Here is a 12960-nt window from a genome sequence, read left to right as displayed (position 1 = left end):
TATTTAGGGTTGTTATTGGTGTTTGTAGAGGGTATTCTATTAACGTCTAAGAACTTATATAGAGAATGGCCGTGACTAAGTACATCTACGCCCGGGTGAGCACAGAAGAGCAGAACGCCGACCAGCAGTCTGCATACCTAGCGGAGAAGTACCCTCACGATCTGGCTGTTCAAGAGAAGTTCACAGGCACAACAACGGATCGTCCCAAGTTCAAGGAGCTCCTGAGCCGCCTCAAGCGTGGTGACACCTTAATAGTTAAGGAGGTCTCTCGAATTGGGCGGAACACACAGGAAGTTCTGGCTGTGACTGAAGAGCTCAAAGCAGCTGGTGTGCATTTGGTTATCGACCAGTTAGGTGGCATGGACGTCACCAGCCCAGCCGGGGAGATGATCCTCACCGTTATGGCTGGGCTCGCAAAGATGGAACGAGAGCAGCTCCGGGAGAGACAGCTAATCGGGATCGAGAGGGCGAAAGCCGAAGGGAAGTACAAGGGCCGGAAGCCTGTTGATCCTGCAACCATCCGAACGGCCAAGCTCCTGATAGAGCAAGGCCAATCGAAAGAGAGTGTGGCTAAGCAACTGAAAATTGGTGTAAGCACGCTCTACAAGTACCTAGCAAGCGAGGAAACTGATTGAAGAAGCTAACCCCTGTGGAAGAAGCCCAAATAGTGGCCATGAGGGAGGCTGGGTATACCTATCCCGTGATTGGGGAGCGTACCGGCCGCTCTACTGCCAGTGTGAAGCGGGTGTGCTCACGCTTCAAAGCCTCTAGAGGAGTAGTAAGCGAGGAGATCATCGCGGAAGCTCGGCGAGAGTTAAGGGCGGAGATCAGTCAGGATGAGGCCATTCAAGAGACCGCCGCGGCAATTCTGATTGATACCAGGCTTCACTGTGAAAGGCTCCGGGAGAAGCTTCATGAGGCAGCGGATAAGCTGGCTATTGATACCCCAGAGGATGCAAGGCAAGCCTTCCGGGCGCTGAATTCGTACGCGAACAGCATCAAGCTCACGGCAGATGCAATGCGTAGCTCGGTCAAGATTGATACTTCTGATTCCGTCGCAGAAGAGGATCTAGAGATACTCCCTCTCAGAGTAATGACTGAAGATGACTGCCGGTTACTCAGAGCTCAACAGAGAGAGGAGGATGTCCTGCTTCGCGGTGGCGAGTCCATCGAGGAAGATGAGGTAGTAGAGCTTCATTGACCCCAAACAGAGCCCAGATAGCTCCCCCATCTGTCATACCCTTAGAAAATTAAGGTTTGATTTGGGTGGGGTTGTTGTTTATTTTGTGGCCAATTTTCAGTTTCTACATATAAGGTTCTTAACGTGTCGTCTGAGGTTAAGCCGACAATTTCCCGAAAAAGTCGCCCCCCCAAATACACCCGCAGCCCAATAGCTGTGCGGCTTGCGCTCATAAGGCGTCGTTTTCTGGTAGTTAATAGTGATCTACTACTACCTAAGCAGAACGTACCAACTTGGAGAAATTCCTCTCCGAAGCAGCAAATCTTCGCGGCCCATGAGGTGATCCTCAGTCGGCAAGGGTTTATACCTCACCAACTGAATATCAACCTATCTCCAGTGTATGAGGCATCGCTCTCGGCCCGATTCGAGGGAGGTGAAATGGATCTGTGGCCGGCAGTAAGAGACAGAATTGTCAAAGCTGTGCGGCGGGTTATCGGAAATCCTGACACTCCTGTGTTGTTCTATCTCGTAACGCACGACACAAAGGGTATGAAGGAAAAGCGATTCGGGGAAAAAAATTACGAAGATAGGCCGCGGGTGAGCCCGCATTTTCACGGTGCTATCTCGTTGCCTGTTTCTGCTGGCCCGGATTTGGTTAAGGCCCTAGAAAGAGAAATTACTCGTGAGGTCGCCGCTGAGTACCCCGGGAGAGGGGCAAGCCGGGCAGTATTGATTAGCTCTACGTATACGCCAAAGGGCAGTGAGCAGAAATACCCGATTGATCGCGGGTGGCTGAACTACATGTTCTACAATCCGGGCTACCTGGGGGGGCATACTTTCATCAGCCAAGACCTGAAAAGAGAGACGAAAACCCTTTGGAGCCAACTTCGAGAGGCTGGCAATTAGCCTCACCCTCCGGCAGTATCCGCGCCTTACAACAATCAAGCTGTCACTGAGGTGTGACACTTTGGTGGGTATCTGAAGACATATGGATGGTGGCCGGAGCGCCCTAGGCGCTCTGAGACGCTCTGGGAGCCCTTCTGGGGCCGTGCGGGTTCAAGTCCCGCCCTGGGCACCATACAAAGATCCGGTAACGTCCGGAATCGTCCTGAAAGCCCCGCCCTGCGGGGCTTTCGCGTTTCTGGGGGTGTCCGGCGTCGTCCGCCAAAATCTGGGGGTATCTGGTGCAATCCAGTCCACTTTGGGGGTACAAATGGGGGTATCGATCGCCTATTCTTGGCGATACCCCCAAACTGCCTCGGAGCCCCCGTTGCCTCTCACCTTCCGACAAGTCCTTACCGCAGAGCCCAAAGATCGCGACTATCGGCTATCCGACGGTCAAAACCTCTATTTGCAGGTCACAAAAACCGGCCGAAAATACTGGCGCATGAAGTATCGGTTCGAGGGCCGCGAGAAAATGCTCGCGTTGGGGGTGTTCCCTGAGGTGTCCCTCAAGATTGCTCGTCTTGCGAGAGATGATGCCAAATCACTTCTTCGCCAGAATATTGACCCGATGCTGCAAAAGACGGGGAAGGCTATTGAACCTGGTGTTCCTACAGGACCGAGTTTCCAGGAGGTAGGTCAGGACTGGTTTGACGTGCGAATGGCGGACAAATCAACCAGTCATCGCAGTCGCACCTGGCGGGCATTAGAGCGAGACCTTTTCCCCTACCTTGGCCATCGGGCAATCAATACGATTGAGCCGATAGATGTACTCCAGGCTTTGCGCCGGATAGAAGAGCGCGGACACTATGAGCTAGCTCAGCGTACTCGCCGTGTAGCCAGCCAGATCTTCCAGTTTGCCGTTATAACTGGCCTCGTCAAAAGCGACCCGACTAGCGCACTATCCAATGCTCTTAAAAAGCCAAAAGTTCAGCATTTTGCTGCGATCACAGACCCAGAAGAGGTGGCTGATTTGCTTCGCAAAATCGATTCATATCAGGGATCGCTCGTTGTCGAAGTTGCATTAAAGTTGACTCCGCTCTTTTTCTGCCGTCCAGGGGAGCTCCGGCACTTGGAGTGGGCTGATGTTAACTGGCAGGCCGACCGTATTGAGATTCCGGGTGAGCGAATGAAAATGGGAACGCCGCACATCATTCCACTCACTAGTCAGTCTAAAAGGATTTTGACTGACCTGGAAAAACTTACCGGCTCGGGCCGATACATATTTCCTTCAATGCGGAGCGCATCTCGCCCAATGTCAGAAAATGCGGTTCGTACCGCCCTCAGGGCTATGGGGTACGAAAATGATGCCATAACACCGCATGGATTCCGGGCGATGGCACGTACACTCCTGGATGAAGAGCTCGGGTTTCCGGTAGCGTGGATCGAACACCAACTGGCCCATAGCGTTCAAGATGCGCTGGGTAGGGCATACAATCGAACAGCCCATATTGAGCAGCGGCGCCACATGATGCAGGTATGGGCCGACTATCTTGATGCGCTAAAAAATGATGGAGGATTAGCAGCTTTACGAAGAAAATTCAGGTACCGGCCGGTAGATTATTAGGAGTAGGATTTTTAGCGTCGACTTTATGCCGTGTTTCTAGGTTTATAAGGGAGTGCGATTCAACGTTTTGTAGGGCCAGTTGTCGCTTCGCGCTTTCACCAGTCCCAACTGATCGACATGTCCTTGGAGAAATTTCTTAATTTTTTCTGGAATTTTCTGATTCAAGTAGGCAACACCATCGTTTGAGCGCCCCGGAACCTCAATGGTGTCACCCCTCCAATCCAGGGCAACTAATTCCGCGAATTCCTGGTCCATGTTCTCAAAGATATATAGTGAAGCGGCCGATTCTAGCCGAGTATTTTTGATAAACGCTTTTCTTTCCTTTACCTGACGTTTCACTTCATTTCTAAGTCGTTGCCCTAGATCTAAAGGCGCCCCGTCAGGAAATGCATTATCCAACTCCGAGCAAAGTACTCTCAATGCAACTTTAATGTTGTTTTGCTCTGAAGCCCCGATAGGTTTGAGGTCATAGATGGCTCCAGCACTTTTGAAGTACCGTTTAATAATCTCTTTGTAGTCATCTTGTAAGGCAGCCCTGTCTTCGGCCTTTTGTTGACGACGTCTCCTCTCCTTGAGGATTTTGGCTTGTTCAATCAGCTCTAGCCTGCTTTGCTCAATCGCTTTCTGCTGGCACTCTTGCCGCTCCTTCTCTTTTTGTTCCTGAAAAGCCAATTCATCGATTCTTTTGGTTTCATTCACTCGCCAAGCTTCAAGGTTAGCTTGGTCGTGCCGCGATAGCGGGTACGAAATCCAGGTACAGTATCGTGGGTCGTACAATCGCTGAGTGATTGGAGTTAGGCCAACTTCATCAGGATGTAGTTTGCTCACGTCGAGCTCAACAGCATAGAAGCCTAGCTCCGAAAGCAATAGGCGTTTACCATCATCTACTTTGTGGGAATACAGAACCTCAATAATTAGAGGCCCTTTAGGCGTATCGAAAATGACGTCTGGCACAAACCTACTGTGAATGCTGCGGTCCTCCTCCCGTCCATTGGTGACCATCCATTCCTCTGAGGGCTGAACTTCAAAGTCCTTTATTAAGTGGCCCCTATACTCCCCAACTCCAACAAGTTTTTCGGGGAGATAAAAAGAGGTCAGTTTGAGAAGTACGGCCTTGGTCAGCAAATGGATGATGGTTTCTCTAGCCCCTTTGGGGTTAGTGCACTCACTATTTCCGTCCGTATCGCTCCCCACGTAGTGTCGGAAATAGGGCTTTATGTTTTCTGGGTGGCAGGCGACTAAAGAGCGCCCACACCCAGGACACTTACAATCGCAAGCCTTTCCATTCGGGACATCTTTGACAGCGCGTAACTCCCCCGAATGCGCATCAATGCCATACCTTAGTTCGTTATCTGCAGATCTCCGTACAGCCAATCTATTCACTCCATATGTGCCGTCGACGAAAACTATATCTCATTTTCCGCCGGGATAACTTTCCCATGCCTGCGAGACCCGCTGAACAGGATTCCCTCACAGTTGAGCGTGGGATACCTAAATGGAATTCTGACCGACTTCGCCAGTACTCGATGGAGACCATTCCGCACAGGGCCGTCAGCAAGCCCGCCCTAAAATGAGCCTCTGCTAGGACAGGCAGCACCGGTACAGATGCGCCGGGGGCAATCAACAGTTTTTGGTTGCTCAACCGCCACTGAAGGGCCGCCCAGGTAGATCGAGCCCCCAACCTGTCCCGATTTATGGCACTCTACAAGCACGAAGCCAAACATGGTTATGCCCAACTACTAGGCCGGAATGGTCAATGTTGATATACATTGGCTGTGCAGAAATTGAACTGAGGCCTACCTGCTTTTGTCTCTGGATGTGATCTGCCCTTCAAGCATAGTTTGCATGATTTGAAATGGATATTATAATATCCATATTGGTGTTGAATGTATCAAGAGGGTGGTAGTTATGAGACAGCAACAAAGCTCTCAGGGTGGAAAAAAGTCCAGAAACCCAAGCAAGACGCGCCGAGAACTGGAAGCGCAGCTCAAGAAGTTCCGGGCCACCGTGGCATCACCACTGCAGCTTGAAAAGGCGAAATCTCGTGCTGCCGCGGCCGTTAAGGCTAGGGCCGGCTACGGCAGTACTGTTGAAGCTCATTTAACCACCATGGTTGGGCTGAAGGCCATTGACCAGTGGCTGGGTAAGCAGGAAAAGCGACCGGCGAGGGCAGTGCTACCGGTGCGAACATCGAGGCAGCTTGCAGATACACTGCGCGAGTCGTTTCGTACCCAGGGAGCCAGTATTTCTGAGGTCGCCAGAAAGTCAGGGTGTCATCGGAAGACTGTGGAGGCTCTTCTAGGGGGGGAGGGTAATCCGACCCTTGATGTCATACTCAAAGTGGCCAGTGTTGCAGGACTCGAGCTATGTTTCGACCACAAGCCGCAACGGTAAGTCTATATGGAGTGGCCTGTGCCCTGCTGACTCGGGATGGAGCAGGGGAGTACAACTTTCGGTATTTGCCTGATCACGTTGCCTCTGATGGTCCCCCTGTCAGTTTCAGCCTTCCCGTCATCGGCGAACCCTATCGCGCCATGGAACTCTTTGCTTATTTCGACAACTTAGTGGCAGAAGGGTGGTTGCTGGAGCAACAAAGTAACGCCGCCAAGGTGAATAAGAGTGATCGGCTGGCACTGCTTATTAGGAATGGATTAGATCTGCCGGGCGCGATAACTATAGAGCGGAATCATGAACTGCAACATTTGCTTGAAGGCACTGAAAAAAACTGATGGCCCTCCTTTCCACAAGGTTTGCATTAAGCGCCTTTTCCCTGGTTTGAAGGGCTCACCCAGACTGCCAATTAAAGAAAGCGAGTTTGGAGTGGAGGCCAGAAAGGTTTTACGTTCCAAGCGGTTCTCCATATCCGGAGTGCAGCAAAAAATTGGCCTAGTGATAATAGACGGGCAGTTGGAGTTGGCTGCAGAGGGGTCTTCCTACATTGCGAAACCCACTCCCAGAGATTACCCGCGGTTGACAGAAGTGGAGCACCTGACCATGGAACTCTGCAGGCTACATGACCCCAGTGTCGCTGCCTGCGGCTTGGTGCCATATCGCACTGGAGTAGCTAACTGCTACGTCACCCGACGCTATGATCGGGACGTAACCAACGGGGATAAGCGGCACCAGGAGGACCTGCAAGGTGCAATGGGTATCGTCAATACTGACGAAGACGCAAAATACGGGCTTTCCTATCAAGCCTGCTTAGATTTTTTAATGCAACACTTTGGTCCAAGACCTGCTCAGCATTTACTGCACCGGTTGATTCTGATGTATTACCTCGGTAACAGTGACTTCCACCTGAAAAATATTAGCATTTTCCCCCATGAAGGTGGGGAGCTAACGCCAATCTATGATGCCATCAATACAGATGTCTATGACCTGCCTGATTTTCTTGCGCTTGATCTATTCGCAGATGATCGGGAGTATGATCATCTATATGGTTACCCTCTGGGCTACGACTTTTTGGTGCTTTGTACTGAGGTGGGGCTGGAGTATGAAGCGGCCTTATCATTCATTGAAGCTCTCGTTGGAAAACACGATAAAGCACGCAAACTTATTGAACATTCGATGCTGCCCAAAAAAACAAAATCTCTCTTTGCGGAAACCTTAGATAGACGCCTGCGTGCATTGACGACAATTGATCCGGCCAAGACATATCGAACTGAATAAAAAATGGAAGAAATATCGTTGGGATAGTTCGATATATTTTCAGCAATAAAGAAATTTATTGTGCCTTGCTCATGTGCGGATAGAGCATCGAAAACTCCCATTGGTATCCACGCTGACTGCACCTCGCGGAGGGTAGATAAACACCCTGCTTGGTTCTACTAAAAAGGTTGTTGGCTCATTAACGCGATAATTAGGTTTTCCCTAAAGTTCAATCTCTCCAAACACTCCTATTGAAAACGAATCTTTGTCTAGAAGTTTTTACTATTGAATCTTGGAGGTGGGCACAAGCATTCGAATGCTTAAATAAGCTTCGGTACTGATTGAAGTAACGCATTTCCTCTGAAATCAGCCCGGGAACCACACACACTAGCACCGTTCAAAAATTTCTTTGGGCTTTCTATAATTCCATCCCAATCTATCTGGCAACGGCAGAAATCTTTTGATATTCAAACGTCGAGTTAACATAATTAGCACGTATAGATTATCTTGAATATTTATCGCCAGTATGACGTTCTCGAAAGCAGTGTCAACCCTCTTGTATTATCTTCTGTAAGTACCTCCCTCTGAACTAGCCATATCCTTCGGAATCGAAACGAAACGAATAGAACGATACGATCATCCAGTGATTTCGGTTTATTATAATTTCGGATTTATTGAAAATTCCCATTAAGCTGGGTATGCCACCGAACACGGGTTTAGCAATAAGTCATTCCGTACGTTTCATCATGGGGTTAATCTTGAATTTTGAGGATCACCCTCGATTTTTTGAGTTCTACGCCCATACCTGCAGGCTGTACTAATTTTCTTTGACTTGGTTTTGAATTTACTACGTTCGATGGTAAGGAGGTAAAAGAATTTAGAAGTACGGTGATTGCAGGATCTAAAGTTGGTGCGGTTGGTTTATACGTGGTTGTAAATCCATTAGAAGAATCATTTTTTGGCATTGTCAAACACGGAAGACTCTAGCGACTAAACCAATGATTTAGATCGTACCTTATTGTTCAGGGCAATAGGAATTTACCAGAATATACGCCGTTTAAGTCAGGTGAAACTCTAAATGCATTAGTTGCGCATTTTGATATGCGCACTACTCCTTCCGGTATAAATACTCCAGTAAACGAGATGGTCGCGTAAATCTACTTTATATGGATTGAGCCGAGGAATAGGTATGGATTTCACCGTAGGAGAAAGAATACGCATGGCGGCCGCCATGTATGGTCTAGACGTAACCCGGATCGCTGACGAGTGCATGGCCTCTGTAACTAGCGTCTATAAATGGTACGAAAGTTCTGAGTTACCTTCGGACTATGCGCTTTCAAAATTCTGCCAAATGGCGCATTGCTCTGAAGATTACATCTTGGGCAGGCAGTGCTCAGCCGATTTTTACCAGCTGCAAGTGGTAACCGAGTCGGAGCTGTTGCTATACACCCGAAGAACCTACATTCCTGGCATTGACGATGAATACTTCATGGACTTTCCCGTGGTCAAGGGAGCTTTCCTAACAGACCCATTGGCTAAGCAAGTGGGAAATGTATCAGGTGCTAAATTCTTTATACTTAAAATTGAATCCGTGACAAATCGAGCATTTGTTAATTGCAGCGAGTTGATCATAGTGCAGCGCGGATTCTGTGAATTTTGGGGAACCTTTTTGGGAATTGTTGCTATGAATGGATCAATTTCAGTGGGTGTCGTCAGACGCACTTATACAAAAAATTATGACATCCTCATGAATGGTCACTGGCAGTCGATCGAAGCGTCAGAGTACTGCATTCTGGGGAGGGTAGTTCAGCTTCAAGGCGCGTTAGTAACCAATGTACTGGAGCGCATGATTTCAAATTCGCGGGTTACCCTGCAAGATCAGAATTTTATCAGCGCGGAGTGCGACAGGTTTTCTCATTGATGGATCTCCTGATTTGCGCTGAGTTACATATAAATGGTGGAAGGCATGGCTACAACTACTGGAATGAGAATGCAAATTCGGGCAGCTCAGTATGGACTATCGGTTGAAGATATCGCCCACCTTTGTGGAGTGCCTGCAGGTTTGGTTGACAAGTGGTTCCGAGATCAGCTGCCCCCAAAAGGATTTGCGTTACATCGGTTTTGCCAGGCTACAGAGTGCTCGGAAGGTTCTATAATTAACGATTCGGCAAGCAACCAGTGTGTGGACATTTTGAGTGTTCCGGAATCTGTAATTCGTGATTATTTGTTGTCCGATAGCTTGGAAGAGTTTCTCGCTATTCGCAACGCCAATAATTTACTTTATCGCAGCGTGCGCCTTGCCAATATCCTCATCCAAGAGGCAACGATAGAGTCTCGCGATCTATTTATATTTGAGGCGACTAGTAGTTTGAGTAGTGATGTCGTGGATAAAGGTGAATGTGTCGTAATTCGTTGAGGATATTGCCGTGCGTATGGGAGCTTTATGGGAGCGGCGATAATTGATCAGAGATTTCTACTTGGTGTCATTACAAGCAATGGACGCGGAGGTTTTGAGCTTTGGTGGCAGGATCGAAATATAGTGATTGAGCGGCCAAACATTCAGCTAATTGGTGAGCTGGTTGAGTTCAATTTTACCTAAACGCACAGGTCGATAGCCTGAATTGAAGTGCTATCAGCGGGATGCCTGGGGTTAAAGTGAAGCCAGGGGCAATTCTCATATCTCATCTTGAAAATTAAGGCAAGTTTATTCGCCTGTGGATTGATCAATATTTAATCTGTTTTGTCGGGTATATTATTTGGTTATCGAATTTCTGGATTTCGAAAAATTATCAATATAGGGCGAGTGTTTAGCTTTTTAGGGGAATGTGGAGAATTGTCGGTGTCGTTTGACAGAACTTTTACCTAGCAATTCCTGGAGATGTTATGTTCATCCAAAGCACTCAACACCTGGCATCAATAGTTGATGATATTCACTCTAACCTCGTAGATTTCAATCCTCACATCAAATTAAGAGATGTTCGATTAGCGTATGCGAAAGCACATAGCTTTGAGACATATGAAGATTTTGAGAGAAGACTACCGTATTTTCCTCGCTCTCATATAAGTTGTGAGTTCAATCGAATTTTGAATGAGTTAATGGGGTCGACATTCGACGTCTTCTGTTCATCAATGCCGATAGACAATATTCAGCGAATATCACTCTCATACCCAATTTGGTCGTGCTCTGACGCGAAGATCGCTTTTGATGTAAAGCGGGATTTAGGTCGGGTGTCTAGACCATTTCTTAGGTATTTTTTGAATTCATCCGATTACATCAGTGAACCAGAACCGAACAGTAGGGGCGATCTAACATTCTATATCCCTACTGACTATATAAATGAGAAAGAATTTGATGAGCTAATCGATTTGATTAGCCCATTACTAAAGGATGTAAATAAAATTGGGCGAGATGGCAGAGAAGGTTTACTTGATGAGCGGGAAGTTAATGCAGTTAGAGAAATAAGAAGACTGATTTCTCGTTATAGTGATGATCTTCCTGGTAGGAAAGTTTTGACGCCCGCTCGATTTTACTCGCAAAGGTTGGAGTTAGAGTTTAATGACGATAGTTTTGATGATGAAATTTATCTGGATGGCGTTCCAATACTAAATAGCCAATCTTCGGATCGGGACGTCCGAGCTCTTGTTGGTCGAGAGGTGGCAGCGAATGCTTACTGTCCGTGTCCTATAGATATCTACTACTACTTTACTGAAATGATAGCTACAACGGCTGGTATTGATATGCACTCGATTCGAGAGCAAGGTCCAGGTTACGGAAATTAAAAAATTTTATTTTAATTCAATATTAATGGCCGACGAGCAAGCTATATTAATTTGGAATAGGCTGGCAGGCAGGTGAAAGCCTACCTGTCAGCTGTCACTGCTTTCAGACTGGGAGCTGGAGTCTCATACATGCTTGTCAAGTTTGAAATTCTGAACGTATCTGGTTTTTATCGGCTATTCGAAGTGCTCGTGGCTCGTTAATTTCCCGATAACTTTTTGGTATAGGGGGGCCGTAGAAACAAGTACCCAAATAGAGGAATACTTATGAAATCTCGCGGGATGCAAATAATTTTCCCAAGAGTATTCATGGGGTCGAGTGACCCTCAAGTGTTTTCATTATTTTGAGGTCGGCATATGGCTGCTTCCGTGCGAAAAAGTACTTCTTATTATTCAGAGAACGATGAGGTGTATTGTGAAGAAGATTTTCGAAACAATCTCACATTTAAGAACTCATTCGATGGGTTCGATGACCAATTTAGCTATCTAATTAAAAACTACATTCAGGCTAACAGCCTATGTGTGATTTACGGAGCGGAGGCGTCATATAAAAGCTTTTTGGCTTTGTGTTGGGCAGTTCATATCGCACTTGGTCGGGAATGGAATCGTCACCGAGTGAACCAGGCACCAGTTTTATACATTGCGGGTGAGGGAGGAGTCGGAATCCCTCGAAGGATCAAAGCGTTGGCCGACCGATATAACGATGGGCGACACATCAAAGAGCTCTACCGATTAGATTATGCAGTTCCGTTTGCTGATTCCGCGATGGTTGGTGAGTTGATCCATAGAATCAAGGGTATTTCGAGTGACTATAAACAAAAGTTTGGCTTAGTCGTTATTGATACATTAGCGAGGTGTTTTGGTGGGGATGAGAATAGCTCTCAGGATATGAACCAGTTTGTGACAGCGTGTGATCGAATCCGGTCTGAAACACAGGCCACAGTATTGTTGATTCATCACTCCGGCCGAAAAGATAAAAATCGAGCACGAGGATCCAGCGTTTTAGGGGCTGCAGCTGATTCAGAGTTTCGGGTTGAACGGGAGAGTAGTGATACGCCGGTATTGCTGCTTACGGGTACCAAATCTAAAGACGAAAAGGAACCCCCGCCTCAGAGTTTCGAGTTGTCCTCAGCGGAGCTGTTTACTGATTCAGATGGCGACATCGTGGAAACCCTAGTTTGTTCTGATGTAGGAATTGATAGCGTCGCTACACAGGACCAGACAGTAGCAGGGCTAGGGAAGTATGCCTCCGCTGTCTACTTTAGCGTGAGGGCGAATGAGGAAGCTGGACGACCAACCGATAAATCCAGTATTAGGGAGCTAGTAAGGGAGAAGCTTCCAGCAAAAGTCGATAAAGGCTTTAGCGTTTGGATTAAGCAATGCGTCGCTAAGGGGGTACTTGAAGAAATTGAGGGCAAGTTATCGACCAGGGTAATCGAAAAGGATGGCTGATTTGTGGCCGAATCCTTCCGCTCCGCACGTTTCCCGTAAGGGGGGAAATGCGGAGCGGAAATCTCCATTGCAGCTGAATCCTGGATTTGAAAACCCGCTGGCGCTATTAAATCAGGGGATAACCGGCGGGCTCATTCACAGGATTTTGATATCGTCACTCGTATTAGAAGTTTCCGTTCCGCGCTCCTCCCCTAAGGGGAGAGGGTGCGGAAATCCTTTTGGGATCACGATAGCCCGCTAGGTATGTTCATAAATTAACCTGCCACTTGACCAAGTGCTGGTCAGGGGGCACCAGTCTCCTCTCTACTGCAATCCGCCCACAGGCTTCAAGGCTACTTCTCAGGCCTGCCCCCTTTGCCAGGAAAACTAATGGTTGATTTTTAGCCGGATTCTT

12 protein-coding genes are annotated in these 12960 nt (G+C 47.8%); 11 read left to right on the top strand and 1 reads right to left on the bottom strand.

Annotated features, from left to right (window positions below):
- Positions 1–71 precede the first annotated feature (71 nt).
- The 4 genes from LC093_RS06215 to LC093_RS06200 all read left to right on the top strand — a co-directional run bounded on the left by LC093_RS06215 (position 72) and on the right by LC093_RS06200 (position 3689).
- A complete protein-coding gene (locus LC093_RS06215) occupies positions 72–635 on the top strand; it encodes a recombinase family protein (RefSeq protein WP_226663282.1) in 564 nt (187 codons plus the stop codon).
- Positions 632–1201, top strand: a complete 570-nt coding sequence (locus tag LC093_RS06210; RefSeq protein ID WP_226663281.1) for a hypothetical protein — start codon at positions 632–634, stop codon at positions 1199–1201. Before LC093_RS06215 ends, LC093_RS06210 begins: the two co-directional genes overlap by 4 nt.
- A 417-nt stretch (positions 1202–1618) precedes the next feature.
- Positions 1619–2086: a hypothetical protein gene (locus LC093_RS06205; RefSeq protein WP_226663279.1), complete on the top strand. Its 468-nt coding sequence runs from the start codon at positions 1619–1621 to the stop codon at positions 2084–2086.
- Between the two features lie 364 nt (positions 2087–2450).
- A complete protein-coding gene (locus LC093_RS06200; RefSeq protein WP_226663277.1) occupies positions 2451–3689 on the top strand; it encodes a tyrosine-type recombinase/integrase in 1239 nt (412 codons plus the stop codon).
- 42 nt (positions 3690–3731) lie between these two features.
- Here the strand turns inward: LC093_RS06200 and LC093_RS06195 are convergent, their stop codons facing one another.
- Complete coding sequence (locus LC093_RS06195) at positions 3732–4883, bottom strand: hypothetical protein (RefSeq protein ID WP_226663276.1); 1152 nt, start codon at positions 4881–4883, stop codon at positions 3732–3734.
- Between the two features lie 714 nt (positions 4884–5597).
- Between LC093_RS06195 and LC093_RS06190 the strand changes: the two genes are divergently transcribed.
- The 7 genes from LC093_RS06190 (at position 5598) to LC093_RS06160 (ending at position 12566) form a co-directional block, all read left to right on the top strand.
- Positions 5598–6083 carry a hypothetical protein gene (locus LC093_RS06190; protein ID WP_226663274.1) on the top strand — a complete coding sequence of 162 codons (486 nt, stop codon included), beginning with the start codon at positions 5598–5600 and terminating at the stop codon, positions 6081–6083.
- A complete protein-coding gene (locus tag LC093_RS06185; RefSeq protein WP_226663272.1) occupies positions 6056–6418 on the top strand; it encodes a HipA N-terminal domain-containing protein in 363 nt (120 codons plus the stop codon). The genes LC093_RS06190 and LC093_RS06185 overlap by 28 nt, the downstream gene beginning before the upstream one ends.
- Entirely contained in the window at positions 6378–7358 is a 981-nt protein-coding gene (locus LC093_RS06180; protein WP_226663271.1) for a HipA domain-containing protein, read from the top strand. The genes LC093_RS06185 and LC093_RS06180 overlap by 41 nt, the downstream gene beginning before the upstream one ends.
- A gap of 1168 nt (positions 7359–8526) precedes the next feature.
- Positions 8527–9258 (top strand): hypothetical protein, encoded by a 732-nt coding sequence (locus LC093_RS06175; RefSeq protein ID WP_226663269.1) that lies wholly within the window; start codon positions 8527–8529, stop codon positions 9256–9258.
- A 45-nt stretch (positions 9259–9303) separates the two neighbouring features.
- A complete protein-coding gene (locus tag LC093_RS06170) occupies positions 9304–9753 on the top strand; it encodes a hypothetical protein (protein WP_226663266.1) in 450 nt (149 codons plus the stop codon).
- 467 nt (positions 9754–10220) lie between these two features.
- Positions 10221–11117, top strand: a complete 897-nt coding sequence (locus LC093_RS06165) for a hypothetical protein (protein WP_226663264.1) — start codon at positions 10221–10223, stop codon at positions 11115–11117.
- A gap of 354 nt (positions 11118–11471) precedes the next feature.
- Positions 11472–12566, top strand: a complete 1095-nt coding sequence (locus LC093_RS06160) for an AAA family ATPase (protein ID WP_226663262.1) — start codon at positions 11472–11474, stop codon at positions 12564–12566.
- Positions 12567–12960: the final 394 nt, after the last annotated feature.

It is taken from the genome of Microbulbifer aggregans (assembly GCF_020524005.1).
GTDB classification, from domain to species: domain Bacteria; phylum Pseudomonadota; class Gammaproteobacteria; order Pseudomonadales; family Cellvibrionaceae; genus Microbulbifer; species Microbulbifer aggregans_A.
The sequence above is the reverse complement of the archived record's forward strand: the minus strand, read 5'-3'. Positions and strand labels throughout refer to the sequence as shown.

Coding starts and splice junctions, on each gene's coding strand:
- LC093_RS06205 (WP_226663279.1), top strand. CDS start 1,619: ATGGATCTGTGGCCGGCAGTAAGAGACAGAATTGTCAAAGCTGTGCGG.
- LC093_RS06170 (WP_226663266.1), top strand. CDS start 9,304: ATGGCTACAACTACTGGAATGAGAATGCAAATTCGGGCAGCTCAGTAT.
- LC093_RS06165 (WP_226663264.1), top strand. CDS start 10,221: ATGTTCATCCAAAGCACTCAACACCTGGCATCAATAGTTGATGATATT.
- LC093_RS06160 (WP_226663262.1), top strand. CDS start 11,472: ATGGCTGCTTCCGTGCGAAAAAGTACTTCTTATTATTCAGAGAACGAT.
- LC093_RS06175 (WP_226663269.1), top strand. CDS start 8,527: ATGGATTTCACCGTAGGAGAAAGAATACGCATGGCGGCCGCCATGTAT.
- LC093_RS06185 (WP_226663272.1), top strand. CDS start 6,056: ATGTTTCGACCACAAGCCGCAACGGTAAGTCTATATGGAGTGGCCTGT.
- LC093_RS06180 (WP_226663271.1), top strand. CDS start 6,378: ATGAACTGCAACATTTGCTTGAAGGCACTGAAAAAAACTGATGGCCCT.
- LC093_RS06190 (WP_226663274.1), top strand. CDS start 5,598: ATGAGACAGCAACAAAGCTCTCAGGGTGGAAAAAAGTCCAGAAACCCA.